The sequence below is a fragment of the Flavobacterium sp. 90 genome, from assembly GCF_004339525.1.
In the GTDB taxonomy this organism is placed as follows: Bacteria; Bacteroidota; Bacteroidia; order Flavobacteriales; family Flavobacteriaceae; genus Flavobacterium.
Genome location: NZ_SMGE01000001.1, coordinates 4,105,310 through 4,131,850, shown reverse-complemented (window position 1 = coordinate 4,131,850; position 26,541 = coordinate 4,105,310). Strand labels below are relative to the sequence as shown.

The window sequence follows — 26,541 nt, the reverse complement described above, 5'->3', positions numbered from 1 at the left end:
TGTTTCTAAATAGAAATCGTTTCTTAAAATTATAATCTCCTTTTTTAATAAGCTTACTCTATTTTTTTCAGAATAAGAAAAAGCTTGTCCGGGTAAATTTTAATTGGAATGTTAGTCATGTTTAATTTTTTTTTGGTTACGATAATTGGTTAGTTTGTTTTCGTTGACTTGACTTGGAATAAAAAACAAAAGATTATTTTTCAAACGTTGTAGCTGGTCAACTCACTTTGCAAATTAAGGATACAAGAAGTTTTTATGACAGGGAAAAATTCATTTATAAAAGGGGACATTTTCGTAAAAACCCATATACAACACGCTATAAAAACATATTATGCAATTTTTCATTCAAAAAAAAATGACAAAACAAATAATTTACCTTTAAAATAATATAATTAATAATTAACTTAGAGTGTAATTTTTAATCAATATATTATCAAAATATTCATCTGAAAAAAACTCAAAATCTTGATCTCAAAAAAAAGTGGAAATAACAAACCGTAATTAACTTAAAAAACAAATGTTGTTTTTACACATTATATAATAAATAAATTAATTTCGCAAACTATACAGTTTGTGGCAACCCTAAAAAGAAAACGTACAAAATGGTGAACCGAATTAAAATACTGACAATTATAAATTTTCTGACTATTATTTTATGCAATCAGACATTTGCTCAAAATTCGATAACAAAGGAAATTCTTTGGACAACGGATTGGAGTCCGAATGGGAAATTCATAGCGATTGGCGGAAATATAGACACTTTAAAAATTTATAATGAAAAGGATCTAAAACCATTTAAGTCTTTTCATATAAAGAACACTATTACACGTATAAAGTGGCATCCTTCAAAAAATATAATTGCTGTAGCAACACAAATGTCAGGCGACAAATCGAGTATTATTAATTTGGATACGGACGAAAAAATTGAATTAAACGGAATTTCACCAGATGGAGCAAGAGGAATTGACTGGAACAATACAGGTGAATATTTAGCAGTTGGAGACAATGACGGGCAAATATTAATTTACAATACAAAAGGTGAATTAATTAAAAAATTCAATAATGAAAATACCAAGGGCATAATGGCCATTGATTGGCATCCTCAAAAAAATATTCTTATTACTGTTACAGACAAAATACGTTTTTATGACATTGAAGGACATTTGCTAAAATCAATAAAACATAGACAAGAAGAAGTGATGTTGTTGAGTATTGCGTGGCACAAATCAGGTACTTTTTTTGTTACAGGAGACTATGGTGATGAAAAAGACAAATCCCTGCTTCAATACTGGGATGAAAACGGTAAACTATTAAAATCAATTGATATAAGTAAAGCAGAATATAGAAACTTAACCTGGAATTCAAAAGGAAGCAGATTAGCAACTGCAAGTGATGCGTTGAGAATTTGGGACACCAACGGCAAACTTGTCTCCGAAGGCAATTCTAAAGACTATTTATGGGGTGTTTCCTGGAATAAACAAGGAAATAAAATTATTACATCAAGTATGGAGCAAAATATAATACTTTGGAATAATAAAGCCGAAAGAATATTAGCTATAGAATAAGGATTTAGGAATTCCACCTTTCAAAACGTTAAAACAATTTCAAAAATATTCACCTAAAAAAATTGATCCGGCTTTCAGATCGCATTTCTTCTATTTTTCGTATATCAAAAGAGCAATAAGCTTTTAAAAAAAAATCTATGAATAAGCTAAAATTCTTCCTTATTATTAGTTTTCTTTCTATAAATGTATTTGGACAGAATTACCCAATAAAGCATCTTGATATTTCGTCAGGACTTTCTAATAATTCTGTTGCAACTATATATCAGGATCAGAATGGCTATATGTGGTTTGGAACTTTTGACGGACTTAATAGATATGATGGAAATGATTTTAAAATTTACCGCCATGTTCATACGGATCCCAATTCTATTCAGGGAAATGCTATAAGCTGTATTGAAGGTGATTTTGAAAACAATTTGTGGATTGGTACAACTGCTGGTCCCGTAGTTTTTAATGCAGAACGCTCTTCTTTTAGTCCATTGAAATATTATGATACGAATAAAAAAATCAAACCTTTAAACGTTACCGCTTACGAAATAATTGCGGTACATTCTCTACATATTATTCTTGTTGCCACTAAAGAAGCAATTGTAGTTTATAAAGAAGGCGAGAAAATTGGAACGGCAATTCCCTTCAACGGAAAATTAAGTTATATTGCAAGATCAATATCTTATAATGCCAAAAAACAAATATTCTACGTTTTTATAACCGGAACCGGTCTTTGCAAATATGATATTAAATCAAATAAACTAACGCTTCTCAATAATACAATTACTGGCTCAAATTGCATTAAACTGACAAATGAAGGATTGTGGGTTGGTTCTGATGAAGGCGCTTATTTATATAATGAAAGTTTGAATACCTATTCTAAGAATTACTTTCTGGAAAAAACTGTAGTACGTGATTTTTTTCAGCAAGAAAACAGACTTTGGATTGCCACTGACGGAGCTGGTCTTTTTACAATTGCAAAAAACCAATCTACTCCTGTGTTATATCGTGCGAGCGGTCCTGTTTCATTACTCAACAGTAAATCTTTGTATGATATATTCGAAAGTAAAACAGGAGAAATGTGGTTCGGAACCCTTCGCGGAGGCGTAAGTATGATGGGGAAAAAACCGCTTTATTTCAATCACTTTAAAAGCAAAGATCCGCTAACGAATAAAGAAGATGAAGATCCTGCAGCAAACTTCATGCTTTCTTTTTGTGAAGACGAAAAGAAAAATGTCTGGATTGGTACAGATGGCGCCGGAATGCGATATTGGAACAGGAAACAAAATACCTACGACGTCTACTCTGCTACATCGCCTTCGAACAGAAAGCTTCAAAGTAACTTTGTGACCAGTATTGTCAGAGATTCTGATAATGCAATTTGGGTTGCAATGTGGAAAGGCGGAGTTTGTCGCATTGATCCAAATTCAAAAGCAATTCAGAATTTTTCGATTTATAATCAATACACTAAAAAAGCCGAACAGGAATCGTGGTTATTATTTTTAGATTCGAAAAAAACGTTGTGGCTTGCCATTACTAATGGCGGAGCATTATATCAATTTGATCGAAAGCAAAACAAGTTTATTTGTTACAGCAATACTTTGCGCGATGTTACTTGTCTTTATGAAACCAAAGACGGCAAAATCTGGGGCGGAACTTTCAATTCATTTTTTGAAATAAATCCACAAACCAAAAAAATAAAAAACTATCATTCTGAATATAACATCAGATGTATAACCGAAGATCAAAACAAAAATCTCTGGATTGGTACAGTCGAAGGCGGTTTGCTTTTATTCAACAGAAAAACGGGTACCTCTAAAAAATATACCACTCAAAACGGAATTTCGAGTAATACTGTACTTCGCCTTCTGGAAGATAAAAAAGGGAATTTATGGATGAGTACGTATCACGGAATCTCGAGATTGAATCCTAAGAATAATACTTTTAGAAATTTTGGCGTTACAGACGGACTTCAGGGCAATCAATTTAGCTGGAATGCCGGAGCGAAACTTTCTACCGGAGAATTTATTTTTGGAGGCATAAACGGCTTCAATGTTTTTCATCCGGAAAGCATAAAAGACAAAAACAATACAGGCAAGTTTTTACTAAATGATTTGCTGGTAAACAATCAGTCCTTAAAATTGGATAGTCCTTATATAACCGAGAAAAAACTCGAAATGATAAGCGCTGCCGAACTTCCTTATGACAAATCAGCATTGAGTTTTGATTTTGTTTATCTTGATTATGTGAATTCCGAAAAAATAAATACCGCTTACTTTCTCGAAGGTTGGGATAAAAACTGGAATTATACTTCGAAGAATAACCGTGCAAATTACTCAAGATTAACAGAAGGAACTTATGTTTTTAAAGTAAAAACAACCGATGTTTTTGGAAATTGGACTAATGAAGTAACGCTGGCAACGGTAAAAATACTTCCGCCTTGGTACAGAACTTGGTGGGCATATACTTTTTATCTCATTGCCGCAATCGGTGCGATTTATGCGTATGTCGATTATCATAAAAACAAAGAAAGACTTCGGTACGAGATAAAACTTGCCCGAATGGAGCATAAAAAAGACAAGGAACATGCCGAAAAGCAGTTTTCTATGTTCACTTATATGGCGCATGAATTGCGAACTCCTTTATCTTTAATTATAAATCCACTTAAAAGCGCCATTGAACGAAAAAACCGCTCTGAAGATGATCTTGATATCAATCTCGCCTATAAAAATGCCAAACGATTACTGAGTCTTACAGATCAATTATTACTATTTAGAAAAGCTGAAACGGATCTTGACGAACTCAAAATTTCGAAGATTAATCTAAACTCGCTTTGTCGCGAAATCTACGAAAGCTTCACACAAATGGCGTCTGTAAAAAGCTTAAATTATCAATTTATTGAAGAAGAAACTCCGACAGAAATATATGGCGATTACGAAAAAATAGAGATTACGTTATTCAATTTAATTTCGAATGCTTTCAAATTTACTCCTAATAAAGGATCAATAACTATTGAAATAATTGAGAATATTGCCGATGTTTCGATCATTATCTCAGATACCGGAAGCGGAATCGCGGAAAATGATCTTGATACTATTTTTGAAAAATTCAAACAAATTCAGTCTAAAGCCAGTAATGGTTTTGGAATTGGACTTTATGTTGCTAAATATTTTGTGACTAAACATCATGGCGAAATAACGTGCAAAAGTAAAGTTGGAAAAGGCACTTCGTTCACTATTATACTTCCAAAAGGAAACAGCCATTTTGCAGAGATGAACATAAACGAGAATCATTCGCATATGTCTCCGCTTGTGGGCGAACTTCTTGAAGGAATGCCGGCAACTCCTCAAAATACATCCGAAAAAAGAGTTCAGCCATCACATCCGGAAACGCTGCAGGAAGAATTAATCAGTACAAAAAAGGTATTGCTAATCGTTGAAGATAATCCTGAAATGAACCATTATCTCGTGCAGCTTTTTACTAAAAACTACATTGTTTATTCGGCGGCAAATGGTATTGAAGGATTGAAACTTGTCGAAAAACATATGCCGGATATTGTTCTGAGTGACATTTCTATGGAAGGCATGAACGGTTTGGATTTATGCAAAGAAATCAAGCAAAATGATGATTTAAGCCATATTCCGGTAATACTTTTAACGGCTACAACGAGCAACGATATTCATTTGCGAAGCATCACAGAAGGTGCAGATGATTATGTGACCAAACCTTTTGACAGTGATATTCTTCTGGCAAGAGTAGATTCTGTTCTTCGAAACAGAGGGCAATTGCGTAAATATTTTCTGGATAGTATTACGCTTCGCGAAAATGTAAATAAAGTTCCAACTGAATATAAAGAATTCCTCGATAAATGTATCGAAATCGTCGAAGCCAATCTTGAAAACAGCGAATTTAACCTAAAGAGTTTCTCTGCCGAAATGGGAATGAGCCATTCCAGTCTTTACAAAAAGATTAAAGCGATTTCAGGGCAAACCGTAAATGTATTCATCAGATCGATCAGAATTCGAAGAGCTGCGGTAATTATGCTTACCGAAAATATAAATATCGCACAGGTTGGTCCTCAGGTTGGTATAGAAGATCAGCGTTATTTCCGTCAGCAATTCGTGAAATTATTCGGAATGAAACCTTCAGAATATATCAAAAAATACAGGAATTCTTTTAATAAGGAATTGAATATTATTCAGAAAAGGGATATTTCGTAAATTAGAAAAAACTGTTGAAAATAATTAATTCTAACAAATAGTTTGGAAGCGTCGGAAGCAGAAATTTTGTCATTGCGAGGAACGAAGCAAACTCACTAACAATTATACATATAGGTGATTTTGCAAATGTGGTTGCTTCGTTCCTCGCAATGACAAATCTGTGCGTTGATCTATTGGAACGATTGTAAACTTTATGGATAAAATAATACCTAACAGGTTTTGGAAACCTGTTAGGATATAAAATCTATTATATTTGGTTTTATCATAGAAATCGAAATTGACAAGATCGAACTAATAAAATCCGTTTTAATCCGTGTTTTCGCAAAGCGAATCCGCGTCATCCGCGTTCTATATTATCGCCAATATTTATAGAATTTCGAGGCCACATTATAAATAAAAAAAACCATCCCGAAAAAAATCGAGATGGTTTTTTCAACAATTAACTAACTAAATTTAGGGCTTAAGCTCTGTGAATTTTGAATCTAATTCAAAAGATTTCTTTACTTTTTCTACTGTAATTTCTTTTTCTACTTTAAAAGAAGCTGTCTGTTTAATATCTAAAGAAGAGGCACCAACAAGCACTTTATATTCTCCCGCTTCGGCAATCCAGGCACTTTTGTTTTCTAAGAAAGAAGCCAGATCTTTTGGCGATAAAGTCAAAGTCAACGTTTGGCTTTCTCCCGGTTTTAATTCTTTTGTTTTTGCAAAAGCTTTTAATTCTTCTTTAGGTTTATCAATAGTTTTTGCAGGAGCCGAAAGATAAACTTGCACCACTTCTTTTCCAGCCAATTTTCCTGTATTTTTTACCGTAACAGAAACCGTCAATTTATCCTTGAAAGTTGGTGAACTCAATTTTACATTGCTGTAATCAAATGTGGTATAAGAACTTCCAAAACCAAATTCGTAAGATGGTTTTATATTGAATGTATTAAAATATCGGTAACCAACATAAACACCTTCTTCATAAGTAACCTCTTTTGGATTGTCTAAAGGAAGTCCCGGAAAGTTTTTTGCCGAAGGCGTATCTGAATATTTCGTTGGGAAAGTCATTGTCAATTTTCCTGATGGATTTATTTTTCCGGAAACAACATCCGCAACAGAATGTCCGCCTTCCTGACCTGGCTGCCATGCCAATAAAATAGCGTCAACTTTATCTTTCCAAGAAGCAGTTTCGATAACGCCGCCAATATTCAGAATAACCACAACTTTCTTTCCTTTGGCATGAAAAGCTTTTGAAATCTTATCCAGCATTTCAATTTCTTCATCAGCCATATTAAAGTCGTTATTGACAACTCTGTCTCCGCCTTCACCTGAATTTCTTCCTAAAGTCACAAATGCAATTTCAGAACTTGCCGCTTTTTTAGCCAGAAAAGCATCATCCATTTTCATTTCTGGAAGTCTCTCCGGCAAAGCCAAAATTCCTCTTGCTTTTCTTCGTTCTTTTTCGGCTACAACTTCTTTTTCTGCATGAGGTTTATACAAATCAACCAATTCTTTGTCTAATTTATAACCTGCTGCTGTTAAACCTTCTAAAAGAGAAACAGTATGTTTATTATTCACACTTCCGCTTCCGGTTCCTCCTGTAATCCACGCATAAGAAGTAACTCCAAATACTGAAACTTCTTTTTGCTTGTCAGCAAAAGGCAAAGCATTGTTGGTATTTTTTAGTAAAACCATTCCTTCTGCAGCCGCATTTCTTGTTACTTCGGCATTTTTAGTCAGATTTGGCTTGTCGCTGTATTTGTATTTTGCAAAAGTTGGTGTACGAAAAATATATTCTAAAATTCTTTTCGCATTTGTATTTGCCACTTCCTGAGATAATTTACCTGAGTTTAAAGCTTCTAATAATGCTTTTTTCTGAACCGGAATTCCCGGCATCAAAAGATCATTTCCGGCAATCATTTGCTTGACAACATCAGAATTTGAACCTTTAGAAATGGATTCAAAACCCGGAAATCCACCAAACCAATCCGTCATTACGATTCCTTTAAAACCCCATTCGTTTCTCAAAACCTCCGTCAATAAATCTTTCCTGTCAGACGTATATTCGCCATTCAGTTTATTGTAAGATGACATAACTGTCCAAGGCTGAGATTCTTTAACCGTGATTTCAAAACCTTTTAAGTACAATTCTCTGATCGCTCTTTCAGAAACATGCGCATTGATCGTTAAACGATTTGTTTCTTCATTATTTACCGCAAAATGTTTAATCGAAGTTCCAACGCCTTGCGACTGAATTCCGTTTACAATTGCAGCAGCGGTTTTTCCTGAAATCAACGGATCTTCAGAATAATATTCGAAGTTTCTTCCGTTCAAAGGATTTCTGTGGATATTTAAAGCTGGCGCTAATAAAACATCAACACCATATTCTTTTACTTCATTTCCCATTGCTTTTCCAACTTCTTCCAAAAGCGCTTTATTCCACGTTGAAGCCAAAGCCGTTCCCACCGGAAATGCTGTTGCATAATATGTTTTCGAATCATTTTCTCTCGTTGGCGCAATTCTTAATCCAGCAGGACCATCGGCTACAACGGTTGCAGGAATCCCGAAACGTTCAAAAGCAGCGGTTCCGCCCGCAGCTCCGGGAACTAAACCTTGTTTAGAATCTCCAACAGGACCTGTTAAAACTTCAATTCCGGGCATTCCTGTTCCAATAAGAAGTTCTACTTTTTCTGCATTGGTCATTTCTTTGATGATCGCATCAATTCTTTGATTGGCAGAAAGACGAGTATCTTCCCAAATATCAAGTTTTCCGTTTCTGTTGAAATCAGCAAATTTAAATCCCTTAACAGTTAAAATCGGCGGATTCGTTTCATCATTCGGAACTGTATTCCATGATAAATTAGAAAGCACCAACGCCGTTAAAAGCGTTATTTTTCCGGTTTTTATAAGTTTATTTTTCATATATAGATAGTTTTAAAGTCCTTAATTTAGTTTAGAAAACCTTGTAATGTCAGCCATTCTTCAAAACGAGTTTCCCATGAATCGACAGGTAAATTTTGTTTTCCTGTTCCAAAACCATGTCCGCCTTTTGAGTACATATGTAACTCAACGCTTTGTCCTGCTTCCAACCATTTATTGTACATCTGAATACTTCTTGGAGCTAATTTCAGTTGGTCATCACTTGCTGCACAAACAAACATTGGAATCTTTTTCTCCGGAGTTGCAACACTCAAAAGTTCCGGTCTTGGACCTCCGTAAATATTAGCCACAAAATCTGGTAATTGTTCTGATTTATTGTCTAAAACCGTTTCCATTGCAACCGTACTTCCTGCTGAAAAACCTATAATTCCAACTTTCTTTGTATCGATTCCGTATTTTGAAGCATTAGTTCGAACATAATTCAAAGCATTTTTTCCGTCTTGTGCTGCTAATTTGATAGTTGCCAAAGAGTTTTTTTCAAAAGCTGCTCTGTCTTTCAATTTGTCCATCATTTCTCTTGCCGGATCATTGGTTTCGGTTTTGTTCAGGCGATATTTCAAAACAAAAGCGGTGATTCCTTTTTTGCTTAAAATTTCAGCCAGTTCCTTTCCTTCTCTGTTGATTGATAAACTCTGAAAACCTCCGCCTGGAGCGATTACAATTGCAGTTCCTGTGTTTTTTACTCCTTTCGGAACTTGGTAAACCAATAAAGATGGATCGGTTATATTATAAACGACTTCGGTTTTAAAAAGATCCGAATACATTTGAGCTTCTTTCTGCGTCCAGTTTTCAGATCCCGGAACTTTTCCCGCGTATAGTTTTACAGTTTCCTGTGCTTTTGCAGTTGTTGCAGCAAGCATTAGAAAAGCAAATAGTATGGTGATTTTATTTTTCATGTGAATTGTTTTTTATCGTGTTTACTTTGCGTCTTAACAAACCTAACAGGTTTTAAAAACCTGTTAGGTTTAGGGAATCGTACAAAAAATTACTGCTTCTTATAAGTCTCCGTTCTGGCGTCTTTAATAACACCTTTCCAATTCAACCCATAAGCAAAATCATAAACATTTCCTTCGCTGTCTTTATGCGGAATCATATCGTAAGGAACGTCTTCAAATTGTTTTTCAACCGTTTCCATATTTGCCGGCATTTGAACAGGAAGCAATCCTGAAGGTTCTGTTTTTCCTGAGATAATATCTAAAACTGCTTGTGTCGAAACTCCAAAATTCAATACAATTCCGTTGACTTGATTTTCGAATTCATTAAAAATCATAGGTTTTGAAGCCGTAACCGAAACAATAACCGGTTTTCCGTTCATCATATCTTTTGTATCGAGAATTGTTCTCAAATCCATTGTATTGGCAACAGTAACGGTTTTATTTTTATAAGTTCTGTCTTTGATTGTTGGATCAATAACCTGATCTCCCGCAGCAATACTTTTTGCTCTGGCTTCGGTTGCTGTATAAGTTCCGTATTGCAATGAAATTGGCACATAACCATTGCTTCCATTCTGTCTGTCTTTTAAATCATAACCACCTTCTAAACTCTGTGGACTGGTTACAAAAACAATTGCAAAATCAGCTTTTGAAGGATCTTCGGTAACATTGTAATATTTCTTTACCAATTCCAGATTTACAGGATATTCTAGTTTTGGCTGACTTGCAATTCCCCACCAATCTTTGGTTGAAGCCGTATAAATCTTCGGAATAAAAACTGTTTTCCTTTCTTTTACAGGCAAAATAGCTGCTTTGTTTTTCAATAATACCACCGATTTCAATTGTGCATCATAACCTGCTTTCATAAATTCAGGATTTCCAACAACTGCTTTTGTTTCTTCCACATTCAAATATGGATTTTCGAAAAGACCAACTCTAAAAATATTCTTTAATAATCGAACAGCAGATCTCTCAAAACGTGCTCTCATAAAAGGTTCTCCAAATTCCTTGATTCCCATTTCATAAGCCGCCAAAACCGGTTTCTTATCATTATTTCCGCCAAATTGATCTACTCCGGCAATAATCGCTTTGTAATGTCTTTCGTTGATAGAAAGATTCTCAACTCCCCAAGGTTTTCCTGCGAATAAATTAGGCGTTTTTCCTTCGTCTCCGGTTACCAACCAATCCGTACAAACAACGCCATCGTAGCCGTATTTATCTCTTAATAAATCGGTAATAATATATTTACTATAACCGTTTGCTACGTTTTCATTGTATTTTTTATCCTGATCAAAAGTGATCGTGTAATATGGCATTACTGCCGATGCTTTACTCGTTTTTCCTTTCAATTTGAAAGCGCCATTGATAAACGGATCAATATGTTGTTGCAGATTATTTCCGGGATAAACCGCAAATTTTCCGTAAGCCCAATGTCCGTCACGTCCACCTTCTTCTGCGCCACCGCTTGGCCAGTGTTTTACCATCGCATTTACACTTTTGTAACCCCAACCATCTTTGATTTCATCTTTTCCGTATGAAGTCTGAAAACCATCAATATAAGCTCTTCCCATGTCTCTGGTTAAAGCCGGGCTTTCGCCAAAAGTCATCGAAATTCTATACCATCTTGGCTCAGAACCTAAATCGATTTGAGGCGAAAGAGCCGTTGCGATTCCTAAGGCGCGATATTCTTTGGCCGCAATTTGTCCAAACTGTTCTACAATTTTTGGATCAAAAGTCGAAGCCATTCCTAATCCATCGGGCCACATTGAGATTTCTCCTCCTGCTCCACCGTTAAATTCAGACGTTACATTTGCTGTATGACGCGGATCTGTACTCGTATTACTCGGAATTCCCAATCCAATTCCTTCTACAAAAGCCTGCATTTGGTTGTTCCATAAAGCGGCAACTTCCGGACTTTGTACTTTTGTAATTAATACATGACGAAGATTATCTTCTTTTAAAAATGCTTTTTGCTGATCTGTTAAATCATACGCTTTTGCATTACTTTCCGGAAATATTTTACCGTTATACGTTCCTGCATTATAACCAGAAACTCCTGCCGGCAATGCTTGATGACGACTGTATAACATCAATCCTGCAATTTGTTCTACAGACATTTGCGAAGCTAAATCTTTGGCTCTTTCATCTGCCGAAAGGCGCCAATCTTCGTATTTATCAAGCTTTCCGTTTTTGTTTAAATCTTTAAATTTCTTTCCGTTAACGGTTAAAATTTTGATGCCAGATTCGGGAGAATATCCCAAATCTGCACCTTTATTATTTTTTACAATCGTGAAATTTTCTTGTTGCGCCTGCATCGTAACGCTTATAAAAAAAGCGAATCCAACAGTTATAATTATTTTTTTCATGCGAAATAAAATTTAGAATCTGAAATTAAGTGACGCTTCTATAGTAAATGGACGAATGTAAGATCCCACCAAAAGTTTGTCGTAATAAGCAGAAGCATCTGTAATTAATTCTGCTCCGTTGATTGTTCCTTTTGCGCCAGTTTGGTTCAAGAAGTTTACAGCAGTTACACCAATATCAAAATGATCGTTGATTTTGTAGTTCACTCCACCAAAAGTTTCCCATCTTGGTGCGAAGAATAAAGCATTTGTCAAGTTTGCATATTGTTTACTGAAATAACGGAAACTCGCCCAAACCTTGAAATCTTTGTAAGTATAACTTGGATCGATTTCCATTAAAACTTTAGAAATTTCCAATACGTTTTTATCGTTATAAGAATAATTATTTCCGAAAGCTGAGAAATCATAGTTTTTATAAACCGGATCCTGGAATGTAATTAAGTAATGAAGATTAAATCCTTTAAATGGTGTTGCCACGATATCTGTTGTCCAGCCTAAAGTCTGAATGTCATAGAAAACGGTTGCAACTTCTGATTGACTTGCATTTGATGGATTCACCAAATTTAATCTCGCTTGATAATTATTTCTCGTTAAGTAAGTTGCCTGAGAAACTATACTAAATTTTTCCTGATTGTAGTACAATCCAAACGCTGCTAAAGGACTTTTAGTCTTTGTTAAATTTGGCGCAACTGCTCCGGAATAACTTTCTAACTGACCATTTTTTTCTGTGTAAGTGAAATCGGCAAGGATTCCGGCACTTTTTGTAACTTTATAAACGGCATTAATAGAACCTCCTAAATGAAACCAGTTATTATCAAAATACGTTTTCTGACTTGGATCAAAAACTAAATTTGGAGTTCTTGGCGTCTGATAATAATCTCCTTTTAATTTGTGGTATCTTAAATTTACACCATAAGCCAGCGTTAAACGATCTGAAACTGTCCAGTTATCAGAGAAATAACCTGATAATTTATTCTCGAAACCGTTGTGATATTCTCCTCCAACATTGTAATTGTAAAATCCGTCAGCATCTGTATTTGAAGTTCCGCCCGGAGTATTACGAACCAATTTATCCGGATTTGCACTTACAGTTTGGTTAAAGAAAGAACGGCTTGAAGTAAATTGATCAACATTGTAATAATACTCTAATAAACCAAATCTCCATTTGTGTTTTTCTACATTCTTTGTGATTTCAAATCGAGATAATGCGCTTGTTGTTGGCGTTCCGTCTGTGTATAATCCCAACATAGAGTTTACGTTTCCTACATAAGGCTGACCTGTAGCTTCGTAAGTGAAATTATCTGCTGCAGTTCCCTGAAAAATACTCAACGGAATTGCAATTAATTGTGATGCTTTTGATGTTCTGAAACGAGTTGAGAAATTGAATTTCCAGTCGTTTGCCAAATCATAATTTCCTAAAACATCAAATGTGTGTGAAGTTGTTGCTGCGTCGCTTCCGCCCATATCGGCAAATTTAGTTTCGCCGCTCAAAATATCTTTGAATTTTAAGATTCCGTCATTTACGATATACGAATCACGACCAATTCTAAAATCATTGTATTCTTCTACTTTTCCGCCTTCTTTGTATCTAAAAACGGCATAATTGGTCAAAGAAGCTGAGTTTGCATATTTGTATGTAAAGCTAATTTGTCCTTTTCCGTTATTGAATTTCTTGGTTAATCCCGCTCTGTAAATCTGAGTTCGGTCTGAATACTTTGCAAATTTCAGATCGAAAGAATTGGGATCAAAATTGGCGTAAGCTCCCATTGTATAAGACCACCCTTTAGATAATGGTCCAGAAACATTCAAATCTCCTTTCATCCATCCGAAGCTTGAACCTGAAAAATTACCCACAACTTCCAATTTATCTGTTCCAAGTTTGGTATAGGAGTTTACTGCAAAACCTAAATCTCCGGTTGTAATTGCAGCTTCTCCAATTTTTAATAATCCTGTACGCCCTAAACTTTTGCTTTGTCTCCAGGTACGATTTGGTAATTCTGGCCAGAAATAATATACCACCGGCAAATCATTTTCCTGAATAGTAATTCCTCCAACAGTTGAAGGTAATCCGATATTTACATCACGCGGTCCGGTATTATTTGCCGCATTAAGCATTACGTTTCTATTTTTTTCTTCTTTAGTATCTGTCTCTACTATTTTGGTTGTTTTTTTAATTGAATCTGTTTGTTTTTGCTGCTTTTTATCCTCTTGAGAATAGGTTTCCATAATTGGAAAAACAGCCATACAGATAGCTGAAATGAGCATTTTTTTCATAATGTGGTATTTAAGTTAAGTAAGTTTAGTTTCATTGCTTCATTATGAAGCAATATTAAAAACAAATTCTCATATCAACAAATAAATACCTTAATAATTTTCATAATCGCATTATTATCAACCTTTAAATTCCATAAAAACAATAAAGAAGAATTATCATTGCATAGTTCTAAAACAGAAAAAAAACAACTACCTCGTTTGCGTAAAGTATTGAAAACAGTGGTTAAAGTCAGGATGACCTTAAAACAATGAGGACAAAAAAGAGGTTCGGAATTTATCCCTTTTATAAACTCAATTTTTTCTTTCGCCTAAAAACAAAATGTCAGAAAAAATTGTAGTGATTTGACTTTTAACTTTCAAAAAGCTTAAATTTGGAATTAATTATAGCCGAATGGAATTAAAAAAGATACTTGAAATACAATCTGAAGAGTCGTTTAAAAAATATATACCGACTCTTTCTATCGACTGTGCCATTTTTAGCTTTAAAGAAAACTCGCTTCATGTTTTAACGGTAAAGATGAAGGATTTGGATTCTTGGGGGCTTCCGGGAGGTTATGTAAAAAAAGAAGAAAACGTTGATGATGCTGCAGTTCGCATCTTAAAAGACAGAACCGGAACAGAGAATATTTACTTACAGCAATTTTATACTTTTGGAAATCTTAAACGTTCTGAAAGTGCTTTTGAGCAACATGATGACACCATCTGGAACAAACAGCGATTTGTTTCAATTGGATATTATGCATTGGCAGAATATTCTAAAGTAAATTTAGTTATTGACCAATATTCTACTAATGTCGAATGGCAATCTGTGGATAATCTTCCTGCGTTTATGATGGATCACAGAAGCATTCTTGACAAGGCTTTGCTTACCGTTCGCGAGCAATTAAACAATCACCCGATTGGTTATAATCTTTTACCGGAGAAATTTACGATGCCGGAACTTCAAAAATTGTATGAAGCTATTTTGGGCAAAAAACTCAATCGTGGTAATTTTTATCGCAAGATATTGCGTTATGATATTTTAGTTAAACTAGATGAATCAAGAAAAGGTGGCGCACATAAAGCTCCGGATTTGTATAGTTTTGATTTAGAAAAATATAACAATGCTTTGAAAGAAGGTCTAAAAGGAAGCTGGTAAAACATCGAAAATTTCAAAACCTATTATTTTCTTTTCCTGGAGAATGTCTAAAAAAAGCCTGTATTCTTACTGAAAATCAGTCAGTTTTTGTTTTTTTTTATTATAAAATTAAATGGTACAAAACAAAAAAGGCTGCCTTGGGGAAGACAACCTTTAATGACTAATAAAATAAAAATGAATCTAAAGTATTTTACTTCCCTGATTGGCTTTCAGGGCTCATAATAACTTCGACACTACTAGAACTATCCAAGACGTGCTTACTAAACTGCTGAATAGTTTTTTGATTAATTTTAGAAATTAAATTTTTATATTCTTCATCCTGCAAAAACGGAATCTGATTTAAGCTGTTATTGTAAATCGTATTGTTCCAAAAAGAATTGGTTTTAAGTGATTCTTCTCTGCTCTTTAAAAGTGCTTTTTTAATATCTTCTAAATCATTTGCATTGACTGGATTCGTTTTTAAATCATTTAATTCTTTCCAGACAATCTGCATTAATTTTTCTTGTTTATCAGGATCACAATCAAAAGTCAGGGAAAGATCAAAAGTAGGTTTTGGAATTAGCTCCAGATTTCCTCCTACATTTACACCATAACTTCCGCCTTCTTCTTCACGAATGGTTTGCAAAAATCGCTTTGATAATATTTCGCCTATGATATAAATACTCAATGCATTTTCTTTGCTGTATTCTGTTTTTCCAGTCAAACTAAGATAAACCGTCGATTTAACAACTTCCATCGGACGTTTGAAATGAACTACTGTTTTACCTTTTGCAGGTTCGATATTATGATCTTTGAAATTCTCTTTTAAAGCTGGATTAGAATTGATATTTCCGATGTATTTCTGAATTAATTCTAATGCTGAATCCGGAATATTTCCAACGAAAATAAATGTAAAATCAGCTGCATTTTTAATTCGGTCACGGTAGATATTCTCCGCTTTTTTCAGGTCGATTGTTTCCAGAAATTTATCGTTGAATAAAAAAGTTCTTGGATTATGATTCGAATTTGCCAAATCAACTGAGTCTTTAAAAACGCTTCCGTTATCTTTTTTAATAGTTTCTAAACGGTTTTTATATTGCTCTTTTAGAATATTGAAAATATTTGGATCAAAGCGAGGCGATTCAAAAGAAAGATAAACCAACTGAAGCATTGTTTCGAAATCGGCTTTATTAGAACTTCCCTGAAAACCTTGTGTATTTTCGCCAATAAACGGACTCGCCTGCGCAACTTTTCCGGTTAGTTTTTCTTTTAAACCAATGTTATCAAAATTTCCTAAACCAGATGATTTTGCAATTGTAGTTGCAATTTCTGCTGAGGATAAATCTTCTGTTTTTACCAATGATTTTCCACCTTTTGAATATGCCGAAAACACAATCTGATCTTGAGAATACGTTGTTGGCAATACAATTATTTTAGCATCATTTTCTAAAATATATCCTTTTGCATCTTTGATTCCGGCTACTTCAAATGTTTTTTTAATCGCAGCAGGTTTTAGTTCTTTTGCTACTAAAGGTGCATTATTTACCTTTTTAACATAAGGTTCCAACGTTTTGCTTTCTACCTTTTTCATTACGTTAACAACTGCTTCTTTGGTAGGAAAACTATTTTTATCTTCATCAGAACCTGTTACTAAAACAACCTGATTTGTTGGCTTCTGAATCGTTTTTGCATACGCATTTAATTCGTCAAGCGAAATACTATTTATAATGCCTACAATTTGCTTATAATCGTCTTCCGCCGTTAGAAACGGTTTTGCTTTTAAGAAATAATCAATCAATTTATCCGCCCAACTATCACTGTCTACTTTATCTTTGTTGCTGATAAAATCATCGTATGAACTGATAAAAAGCTTTTTTGTTCGGTCTAATTCGGCTTGTACAGCACCAAATCGGTTCAAACGTTCTGCTTCAGTATAAGCTTCTTCAAATGCTTCTAAAGATTTTCCTTTTTTGGCTGAAGCCGAAATATTATAACTGTTGCTTAATCTTGAAATTCCGCCAAAATAACTGCTCAAATTCAAACTTGAACCTTGATTTTTTAAGATCAATTCTTTAAAACGATTGTTTAAAATATTGGTATAAAAAGAGTTCATTACATTTTTGCGTATTACCAAACTGTCTTTTACCAATGGTTCATCAAAAATATATCTCAAAGTAATTACGGTTGAAGAAGCTTCTTTATCAGAGGCAGTTCCAAAATACAATTCATCGTGTTTCGGTATTGTTTCATAAGTTCTGACAGCAGCTTTTTTCATAAGCGGAATTCCGGAGAATATCGTTTTTACTTTTTGCTCCATCTCTTTTACGTCAATATCTCCAACTATAATAACAGCTTGTAAATCTGGTCTGTACCATTTTTTATAGTAATTGCGTAATTCCTGATATTTAAAATTATTGATGATATCTAAATCTCCAATAACGTCTCTTTTACTGTATTTTGAACCTTTGTATAAAACGGCATCTGTTTGATGTTTCAAACGGAAATCACTTGTTCTTCTGGTTCTCCATTCTTCTCTGATTACGCCTCTTTCGGCATCAATTTCAGCATCTGTTAACGATAATGAACCTGACCAATCGTGCAGCACCCAAAGCGTAGAATCAATTAGTTTTTGGTTGTTAACCGGAACGGTACTAATGTTATAAACGGTTTCGTCCTGAGCGGTAAAAGCGTTGATATCTTTACCAAAACTTACTCCGTTTTTTTCCAGCATTTTAATGATTCCTTTTCCTTTAAAATGTTCTGTTCCGTTAAAAGCCATATGTTCCAGAAAATGTGCCAATCCGTTTTGATTGTCATCTTCTAAAATAGCGCCAACGTTTTGAATAAAATAAAAACTCGCTCTGTCTTTTGGCTCTTCATTATGCAGAATATAATAGGTCAAACCATTTTTTAATTTTCCGGTTGTAACGTTTTTATTCAGCGGAATTGTGGTTTTGAATTGAGCAAATGCTCCGCTAAAAGACAAAAACAAAATTCCAAGGATGATATTTTTTTTAGTATTCATTTTGATATTTTTTATCTTCTGTTTCTTCTAATAAGTATAAAAGCGCCGCTTAATATGATCAATAATGGAAATAATCCGATGAATACAATTTTATTGATGAAAACCTGATTTGAATTTATGGTTATTTTCTTATCGGTATTTTCGGGACGAGTTGTATCAATTGGGAATTCGTAATTGCTAAACCAGCTAAAAAGATCGGTTACAAACTGAAATGTTCCAGATCCGGCACGGCTTAATTCGGCATTGCCCATAAAATCAGCATCTCCGGCTACAATTATTTTTTGAGATTTTCCATTTACATTTCGCGTTAAAGCCACAACAAGCGGAACTCCTTTTACAGAAGGTTGCTTTTTCAAATCTTGAGGAAATGAAGTAATTCCGCTCTGAGATTCCCAAGCAGGCTGATTATTAGTTTTTAAAAGTGGCGTTACTTTAAATCCGGCATCTTTGGTAGTTATAATTCCGCTGCTTCCTAAAAGCGGAATCGGATTATTGCTTCTGGTTTTACTAAATTTAATAATACCAGGATTTGCATCTTTTAGAAAATCTGTTACGAGATAATCAGGAGAATTAGTTTCGCTTTCCTGCACTAATGTTTGTTTTGTAAAACTTAAACCTAATTTATCCGTAATTGCAGCTAAAGCCGAATTGGTTTCCGGTTCTGCCAAAAGCATTAAGTTTTTTCCTTGGTCTATATATTTAGAAATTCTGTCAATTGCGCCTTGGCTTAATTCCGTTTTTGGATCGGCAATAATTAAAATAGTAGCTTGTTGCGGAATATCCTGCGCATTAATATCTACTGTTGAAACATCAAATCCCTGATTGATTAGAGAATATCTAAAAGTGATTTCATTAAATCCTGTTTTGTAATTTTTGTCTCCGTTTTTGTCAATGCTGCGTTCCATGTTTCCGCTTGCAAAAACAATTTTTGGATTCGGAACCACTAAACGTTTCAAAGATGCTGAGATTTCTTTTTCGCTCGGAACTTTGAACAAATCATCATACATTCTTAAAAATGTCTTCTTTCCGTTGTATTCTACGGTTCTTACAACTCGGTTTTGTTCTGGTTTTAAATCAATAACTTTTTTAATTTCCTCAGGAGAATATAATTTTTTGAGCTTTAAATCCTGCGTTTCGATCAATTTATCAGCAAGCTGTTTATCGCTTAATCCGGGATTTTGTGCATACAAGGCTTCATTTCCCGAAGTATCATAATAATACACATATTCCATTTCTGTTTGGGGCAAAAAACGGGTGTAGTTTTCAAAACTTGAAATATCCTGATTTTGAGAATACGGCATAGCCATATAATAATTGATATCTAATAAGTTTACATAAGTCGTAATCTTAATTGGACCATCTATTTTTTTGACAATATTTAAACTATTCTCTGTAAGCGTTCTGTCTTTTGTTCTGGTCATGTCATAATACATCGTCAATGGTGCTCTTGATGTGATGTAACCAAGTGCCAGAACCACACTTATTAAAGCCGTATATTTTATGGCTCTTTTAGAAACGGATTGCGCATCTCTACCAGTTTGTAATTTGTAAATACTAAGTCCGATAAAAAGACCGCTTACCAAAATAAAGTATAATACATCTTTACTAATCAAAAGACCTTCAAGCATTTCATTGGCACGTCCGGCAATCGAAAGGAAATAAGTAATGTCTTTTACATATTCGATATCCTGCCAAAGTTTTCCAATAAAATTTAAACCTGCTAAAACAACCAAAGTACTTATGGCTGCAACGACTTGGTAAGAAGTCAGACAAGACATAAACAGACCGATTGCGGCATAGGTACATACTAATAAATACAACCCTATTAATCCTGAAATGGCAAATTTTAAATCTAAATGATCAATAGAGAAATAAGCAATCACAACTTGTAATCCCAATATTGCAACGAATAATAAACAATAAGCTGCAATGGCAAGATATTTTCCTAATACGATATCTTTTATTTTTATAGGAGATGAAAGCAACAGTTTGATAGAACCGCTGTTGATTTCACGGCTTATTAATCCCATTGTTAAAAGCGGAACATATAAGTATAAATAATTCTGCATTTCTGTATATAAACCACTGAAACCTGAAAAAATAATTTGTGATAAATTACTCATTCCTTCTCCCATTTTTTGAGATTTCTCAAAGCGTTCCAGAGAGTCAAAGAATTTCCAGCTTGACTGGATCGAAAATATAACTAAAACAACCCACGCAACCGGCGAATAAAACATCGTGTTGAGTTCTGTTTTAGCAATTCTATATATTGTTTTCATTTGTTTTTTTGTTTTAAGAAAGAATAGCGTTTTTAGAAGGTGCTTTTTTAGATAACTGAGCAAAAATTTCATCAAGAGAGACTTTTTCAAATTGAATTTCTCTTAATTTCCAATTATTATATACGCTTAGCGAAATAATTTTTTCGGCAATTTCCTGTGTTCCGGTAAAGGTTATCTGAACTTTTTTAGGAGAAAGAAAGACAGCAGCTGTAATTTCGGCAATATCAGTTAATGCTTCAATACTTGGCGGATTTTCAAAACTTGCAGTTAATTTGTCGGCTTCAATATAATTGTTGAAAGCGTCAAGTGTATCAGAAAAAACCATGTGTCCGTTCTCGATCATTCTGATATCCTGACAAGTTGCCTGAACTTCAGAAAGAATATGCGAAGAAAAAATCACAGCTTTATCTTTAGCTATTTTCTTAATTAAATTTCTAACTTCTAAAATCTGATTGGGATCTAATCCGTTTGTAGGTTCATCTAAAACTACCAATTTTGGTTCGTGAATTATCGCCTGAGCAATTCCCACACGCTGACGATAACCGCCTGAAAGATTACGAATAAGGCGATTGCTGAAATGTGCAATTCCACATTGTTCTTTAGCTCTTTCAACAGCTTTGTGCAAATCTTCTTTTTTTACATGACGTAATTCTGCGCAGTGAATTAAATATTCGTTTACGGTTAAATCCAAATGCAAAGGTGGTGTTTGCGGTAAAAAACCAATTAGCTTTTTGGCTTCAACAGGGTTTTCTTTCAGATTAATTCCGTCAATAAAAATATTTCCTTTGGTTTGATTTAATACACCGCAAAGGATATTCATTGTGGTTGATTTTCCTGCTCCATTTGATCCTAAAAGACCTAAAATTCTGTTTTCTTTGATTTCAAAACTTATATTTTGTATTGCCCAATCCTTACTGTATTGATGTGACAAGTCCTCAACTCTTACAATTGTTGTTTCCATAGTGTTTTTTAAAATCGCAAGAATGTATTTTTACTGAAAACACATTCTTGCGTTACTTTTAATAATTAGTATCCTGAATTTTGGATTAAGAAGGGATTAGAGCGAATAGCCGGCTCTGGAATAGGATATAAACTATCTGTACTTTTCCAGATTTTACCCGGTAAAACAGAAAGTGTTTCATCTAGTTTTCCGGTTCTTTTAAGATCCAGCCAACGGTGTCCGTTTTCTGCAAAAAACTCACGTTGTCTTTCCAGAGCAATTAAATCTAACAATTGATTTGGATCTGTTAAAGTAGTAGATCCCAACAAAGCTCTGTTTCTAATTACGTTTATATCTTGCTGAGCTCCGGTAATATCATTTGATTTTACTCTGGCTTCGGCTCTTATTAAATAAAGTTCTGCTAATCTTAATACGGTTGAACGTTCTATAGGAGAACTATTAAAACCGTTTTGATATTTATAAGGCGCAATACCTAAAAACACACCATTTCTATCTTTAATATCGATTGTCCAATTTGTTTTTCTGGCATCACCAGTTTCAAAAAGTGCATTGCCTTTTCTTAGTAAAAAAGTACCACCGGTTGTAAATACCGAAGATCCTTCATAAGTATAATCAACATTAAAATATGGTATTTGAAGAATAGCTTCATTATTGTCGGAAATAAACGGACTGTTATTATGTTCAAGATCCGTAATCATTTTGTAAGAACCTGACTGGTTGATTACTGCAGTTGCATGAGCAGCAGCCTCTGTCCATTTTTCCTGATAAAGATTTACTCTTGCCAATAAAGCTTCAGCAGCCCATTTTGTAGCTCTGATTCTTTCGCCTTTATAATTTTTGTAATCTGTTGGAAGATCTTTTGAAGCATCAGTTAAGTCCAGTACAATTTGTGCATAAACCGTTTCTTGCGAGGATTGTGGCAACAATGCTGATACATCTACATTTGTAGTCAATACCAAAGGTACATTACCCCAAAGATTGGTCAGGTAGAAATAAGAATATGCTCTTAAAAATTTTGCTTCGGCAATCCAATTTTTGCTTTTAGCAGCATTAAGTGTAGTGCTTTTAGTAACTCCTTCAACAACGTTATTAGCATTATAGATTGTTTTATACAATTCGCCCCAATTAGTGTTTATTGTTCCGTCAGTCTCAGGGATTTCATTAGAGCTGAAAACATTTGCAATACCTGTTCTAGGCACTAATTCATCAGATGTTTGCCCAAGAACAGCGTGAACTCTGTAATAATAAAAATCTGCAACCATGCTTTGGTAGATTCCGTTTACAGCAGCCTCAGCGGTTGACTCTGTAGAGTACACACTTTCTGATGACAATTGATTGCTTGGAAGATCAACATCCAAAGCATTATCACAGCTCGTAAGTCCTAATAAAAGAAAAAACGAAAATATAGATATATATTTAGTAGAAATATTTTTCATGTTTTTTAGATTTAAAATGTAAACTGTGTTCCAAAAGTTATTGTACGTAATGGTGGCAAAGCCAAACCTTGAGTTTCAGGATCAAGTCCTTTGTATTTAGTAAAAGTCACTAAGTTTTGTCCTTGTACTGAAACACGAACGCTTTGCAAAAACTTCTTAGTTGTCTCATCTAAAGGAATTTGATAGGAAGCACTTACATTTTTAAGTTTTATATACGATGCATCTACAACTGTAGCATTTGATCCTATATAATTAAAAAAACTGTTTTGGAAACCTGAACTTAAAACATTTCCTTGTGCTATATAGTTATTATATTCATCCACTTGAAAATTTGCAGTTGAGTAAGGATAACCCGGCTGTCCTCCGGTTGAAGACATTAAAGTACTACCATTTTGTTTTACGAATTGAAACAAAAAGTCAAGTGTAAAATCTTTATAACTAATAGTATTTGAGATACCGCCGTAATATTGCGGATAACTAGGACCATAATATTTTCTGTCTCCTACACCAGTTTCAGCAAATCCTCTGGAGATTCTGCCATCTCCGTTTACATCTTCAAATTGAGCAATACCATTAGCGTTTACACCTGTAAAATTATACAAATACATTCCGCCTAAAGGTTTTCCAACAACGTATTGAGAGTAATAACTCGTAAACTCTATGCCTGGAAATGATTGTAATTTATTTGAATTTGTCGAAATATTGAAAGACGTCGACCAGTTTAAGTTTTTAGTACGAATATTTGTTGTTTCAAGCGTAAACTCCCATCCTTCGTTTTCAACTTTGGCTGGTAAGTTTGCCGTATAAGTTGTAAAACCTGCCTGAGCGCTAAGAGTATAGTTTACCAATTGATTACTCGAAGTGTTTTTATAATACGCAGTAGTAAAAGAAATACGGTCGTTTAGGAAACTTAAATCAAGTGCAACTTCAAATTTCTTTGTTAATCCCCATTTGATATTAGGGTTTGCAATTCTGGCTGCAGCCATAGAAGCGTTTCCATTACCATAATTACGGGTATCAAAGGTTTCAGCATATTGATAATCTCCAATTTCGTCGCTTCCTATTTCTCCATAACTAGAGCGTAGTTTTCCAAAACTTAACCAGTCAGCATTTTTTAAGAAATTTTCCTGTGTAAATACCCACGCACCACCAACAGATCCAAAATTCCCAAAACGGTTATTTGCTCCAAAACGTGATGAACCATCTCTTCTAAAGTTAACATTCAGAATGTATTTGTTGGCAATATTATAGTTAAGTCTGCTAAAAAGAGAAATGTATTTATATTCTACACTTCCGTTATTAGCCGTTATGTTTTCTGCAGTCCCCAGATTTCCAATTAAATTATCTGAACTATAACCATTTGAACTCACATAAGAAGGCATTTCTGATTTTCTATTTTGCCATGAACCTCCAACAAGTGCTGTTAAGTTTCCTTTCCATAATTCTGTTGTATAATTAAGTTGAGGCTCAATAGTAAAATTATTAGTATTATTAGTCGAAACAGTATAAGATCTTTGAAAGTTTAAACTCATATCGTTTGCTTCAGCATAAGCATGATTTGTTGCAGATGCCGGCATAAATTGTTCCGTTTGCATTTGAGCTCGTCCGTATCCTAAATCTGTTTTAAAAGAAAAACCTTTTGCAATTTCATACTGAAGGCTTAAACTTGTTATTAAGTTTATTCCTTTATCCTCTACTCTTTTATCTAAAGCAGCAAGTGGATTTATATCGCTAAAGTAATCCGGTGACCAATAATAACTTCCATCTGCATTGTATAACGGACGGTTTGGAGCCGTACCTACCGCATATGTTGTGATATCAAAAAATGGTAGTTTATTATTATCTGCCGCAAAAATTACAGAAGCTCCAATTTTTAATTTTTTATCCAGAGTACTGTGATTAATATTGAAGTTAGTCGAAAATTTATCATAGCTAAAATTTCCCGGAACAACCGTAGTTTCTTTATGATAAGCACCACTTAAAAGAAAATTTGTTGTCTCATTTCCACCTTTCAAAGAAGCCGAATAATTATTAAAATTAGCTGTACCGCCTATTAATTTTTTCTGCCAGTTTGTTTGAGCTTTTGGATCCCAATCTGTAATAGCAATACCATTACTATCAACATCAGCAACATCTCCATTATTGTCTAAAGCCGTTTGAAGCATATTCAGGTAAGCTGGTGTACCCAAAGTTTTTACCATATGTGCTACTTCAGAAACTCCTGAGTTAGTTGTTATCGTAAACTCTGTTTTTCCGGCTTTTCCTTTTTTAGTAGTAATAAGAACCACACCATTGGCACCTCTTGAACCATAGATTGCTGTTGCATCTGCATCTTTCAGGATTTCAATGCTTTCTATGTCATTTGGATTGATAATATTCAAAGGGCTAGTCGATTTTTGAGCACCTCTGATAACATTTTGATCCTGTACTTGTTCTTTGATATCATCACCAATATAAGGCACTCCGTCAACAATATAAAGAGGTAAATTATTTCCTGCAATAAAGTTTCTTCCTCGAATACTAATATTCATATCACTTCCTGCATAACCAGAAGTTTGCGTTACAAAAACTCCGGGAGTTCTTCCTTGTAATGTTTGTAAAATATTAGTTACAGGTTGTTTTTCAATATCTTCGGCAGTAATTTTAACTACAGATCCAGTTGAAGTCCTTCTGGTTGTTGTTCCGTAACCAATAACTACGATTTCATCTAATTTGGCCAAATCGGGCTGCATATTAATAGTAATCGAAACTTGATTTTCAACTGTAACCTGCTGCGTTTTATATCCTAAATAAGACACTTTAAGTACGTGTTTACCAGAAGGTAGTTCAATATAAAATTGACCGTCAAAATCAGAAATTCCACTTTTGTTCCCTCCTACAAGCATAACAGTTACCCCTGGCAACGGCTGACCTTTTTCATCGAGAATTTTTCCTGCAAGCATGTAATTTGCATCTTCCCGATTTTCTTTTTTCGAAACATTCACATCAGCTTTGACGGTTTCCTTTTTATAAATCACGACATTTTTGTCTACTTGTTTGTAGACCAAATTACTGCCCTGAAATACAATGTCTAAAATATCACTCACACTTCTGCGTCCTTTTGGAGTGTTAACCTTCGGAAAATCTTTTATGATCTGAGGTTGGTAAGCAAACAGTAATCCTGTTTTATTTTCTATTGTCTTAAATAAAGTTTTAATATCCTGATTATGAAGTTCTATATCAACGGATATTGATTCTAAATTCTGACTGCTCATTTCGGTCGCAAAGACCATCGGAGCGCCGCAGGTCAATAAGAAAATGTGGAATAAACTGATGCGCATGATCATAATGGTTTTTTTTGACAAGCGGAAAAAAGATGATTTTTTTTCCCTGTCAAACATGGTTGTTTTACAGCGTAATTTCATAAATTTGCATGTTTTTAATGGTTAGTTCGATTTTAATTATTAGAAATATTCGCCA

At 34.3% G+C, this 26,541-nt stretch carries 12 protein-coding genes; 3 read left to right on the top strand and 9 right to left on the bottom strand.

Annotated elements, in window-relative coordinates; all coding sequences use genetic code 11:
• Positions 1 to 602: 602 nt before the first annotated feature.
• Positions 603 to 1,565: a hypothetical protein gene (locus C8C83_RS17385; RefSeq protein WP_121329672.1), complete on the top strand. Its 963-nt coding sequence runs from the start codon at positions 603 to 605 to the stop codon at positions 1,563 to 1,565.
• 137 nt (positions 1,566 to 1,702) lie between these two features.
• On the top strand, positions 1,703 to 5,773 hold the full coding sequence (locus C8C83_RS17380) for a hybrid sensor histidine kinase/response regulator transcription factor (protein ID WP_121329671.1): 4,071 nt from the start codon (positions 1,703 to 1,705) through the stop codon (positions 5,771 to 5,773).
• A gap of 453 nt (positions 5,774 to 6,226) precedes the next feature.
• On the opposite strand, the gene C8C83_RS17375 is transcribed toward C8C83_RS17380, so the two are convergent.
• The 4 genes from C8C83_RS17375 to C8C83_RS17360 form a co-directional block, all read right to left on the bottom strand.
• On the bottom strand, positions 6,227 to 8,677 hold the full coding sequence (locus C8C83_RS17375) for a glycoside hydrolase family 3 C-terminal domain-containing protein (protein WP_121329670.1): 2,451 nt from the start codon (positions 8,675 to 8,677) through the stop codon (positions 6,227 to 6,229).
• A gap of 26 nt (positions 8,678 to 8,703) precedes the next feature.
• Positions 8,704 to 9,591 carry an alpha/beta hydrolase gene (locus C8C83_RS17370; protein WP_121329669.1) on the bottom strand — a complete coding sequence of 296 codons (888 nt, stop codon included), beginning with the start codon at positions 9,589 to 9,591 and terminating at the stop codon, positions 8,704 to 8,706.
• Between the two features lie 89 nt (positions 9,592 to 9,680).
• The gene (locus C8C83_RS17365) at positions 9,681 to 11,993 is read right to left on the bottom strand and encodes a glycoside hydrolase family 3 N-terminal domain-containing protein (RefSeq protein WP_121329668.1); all 2,313 of its coding nucleotides are present in this window, start codon (positions 11,991 to 11,993) and stop codon (positions 9,681 to 9,683) included.
• Positions 11,994 to 12,005: 12 nt separating this feature from the next.
• Positions 12,006 to 14,264, bottom strand: coding sequence for a TonB-dependent receptor (locus tag C8C83_RS17360; RefSeq protein WP_121329667.1), 2,259 nt, complete (start codon positions 14,262 to 14,264; stop codon positions 12,006 to 12,008).
• A gap of 391 nt (positions 14,265 to 14,655) precedes the next feature.
• Here C8C83_RS17360 and C8C83_RS17355 point away from each other — a divergent pair, with 391 nt between their 5' ends.
• A complete protein-coding gene (locus C8C83_RS17355) occupies positions 14,656 to 15,402 on the top strand; it encodes an NUDIX domain-containing protein (protein ID WP_121329666.1) in 747 nt (248 codons plus the stop codon).
• A gap of 190 nt (positions 15,403 to 15,592) precedes the next feature.
• Here C8C83_RS17355 and C8C83_RS17350 read toward each other — a convergent pair whose 3' ends face one another.
• The 5 genes from C8C83_RS17350 to C8C83_RS17330 all read right to left on the bottom strand — a co-directional run bounded on the left by C8C83_RS17350 (position 15,593) and on the right by C8C83_RS17330 (position 26,408).
• The gene (locus C8C83_RS17350; protein WP_132011826.1) at positions 15,593 to 18,406 is read right to left on the bottom strand and encodes a M16 family metallopeptidase; all 2,814 of its coding nucleotides are present in this window, start codon (positions 18,404 to 18,406) and stop codon (positions 15,593 to 15,595) included.
• A gap of 11 nt (positions 18,407 to 18,417) precedes the next feature.
• On the bottom strand, positions 18,418 to 20,685 hold the full coding sequence (locus C8C83_RS17345; protein WP_158598166.1) for a Gldg family protein: 2,268 nt from the start codon (positions 20,683 to 20,685) through the stop codon (positions 18,418 to 18,420).
• Positions 20,686 to 20,698: 13 nt separating this feature from the next.
• Positions 20,699 to 21,646: an ATP-binding cassette domain-containing protein gene (locus C8C83_RS17340; protein WP_121329662.1), complete on the bottom strand. Its 948-nt coding sequence runs from the start codon at positions 21,644 to 21,646 to the stop codon at positions 20,699 to 20,701.
• Positions 21,647 to 21,711: 65 nt separating this feature from the next.
• A complete protein-coding gene (locus C8C83_RS17335) occupies positions 21,712 to 23,082 on the bottom strand; it encodes a RagB/SusD family nutrient uptake outer membrane protein (RefSeq protein ID WP_132011825.1) in 1,371 nt (456 codons plus the stop codon).
• Between the two features lie 11 nt (positions 23,083 to 23,093).
• Positions 23,094 to 26,408, bottom strand: coding sequence for a SusC/RagA family TonB-linked outer membrane protein (locus tag C8C83_RS17330; RefSeq protein WP_158598165.1), 3,315 nt, complete (start codon positions 26,406 to 26,408; stop codon positions 23,094 to 23,096).
• Positions 26,409 to 26,541 lie beyond the last annotated feature (133 nt).

Excerpts from the sequence above, each read along its gene's own strand:
- C8C83_RS17370 (WP_121329669.1), bottom strand. The coding sequence starts at position 9,591 with ATGAAAAATAAAATCACCATACTATTTGCTTTTCTAATGCTTGCTGCA.
- C8C83_RS17355 (WP_121329666.1), top strand. The coding sequence starts at position 14,656 with ATGGAATTAAAAAAGATACTTGAAATACAATCTGAAGAGTCGTTTAAA.
- C8C83_RS17385 (WP_121329672.1), top strand. The coding sequence starts at position 603 with ATGGTGAACCGAATTAAAATACTGACAATTATAAATTTTCTGACTATT.
- C8C83_RS17335 (WP_132011825.1), bottom strand. The coding sequence starts at position 23,082 with ATGAAAAATATTTCTACTAAATATATATCTATATTTTCGTTTTTTCTT.
- C8C83_RS17360 (WP_121329667.1), bottom strand. The coding sequence starts at position 14,264 with ATGAAAAAAATGCTCATTTCAGCTATCTGTATGGCTGTTTTTCCAATT.
- C8C83_RS17350 (WP_132011826.1), bottom strand. The coding sequence starts at position 18,406 with ATGAATACTAAAAAAAATATCATCCTTGGAATTTTGTTTTTGTCTTTT.
- C8C83_RS17380 (WP_121329671.1), top strand. The coding sequence starts at position 1,703 with ATGAATAAGCTAAAATTCTTCCTTATTATTAGTTTTCTTTCTATAAAT.
- C8C83_RS17340 (WP_121329662.1), bottom strand. The coding sequence starts at position 21,646 with ATGGAAACAACAATTGTAAGAGTTGAGGACTTGTCACATCAATACAGT.
- C8C83_RS17365 (WP_121329668.1), bottom strand. The coding sequence starts at position 11,993 with ATGAAAAAAATAATTATAACTGTTGGATTCGCTTTTTTTATAAGCGTT.
- C8C83_RS17330 (WP_158598165.1), bottom strand. The coding sequence starts at position 26,408 with ATGATCATGCGCATCAGTTTATTCCACATTTTCTTATTGACCTGCGGC.
- C8C83_RS17345 (WP_158598166.1), bottom strand. The coding sequence starts at position 20,685 with ATGAAAACAATATATAGAATTGCTAAAACAGAACTCAACACGATGTTT.
- C8C83_RS17375 (WP_121329670.1), bottom strand. The coding sequence starts at position 8,677 with ATGAAAAATAAACTTATAAAAACCGGAAAAATAACGCTTTTAACGGCG.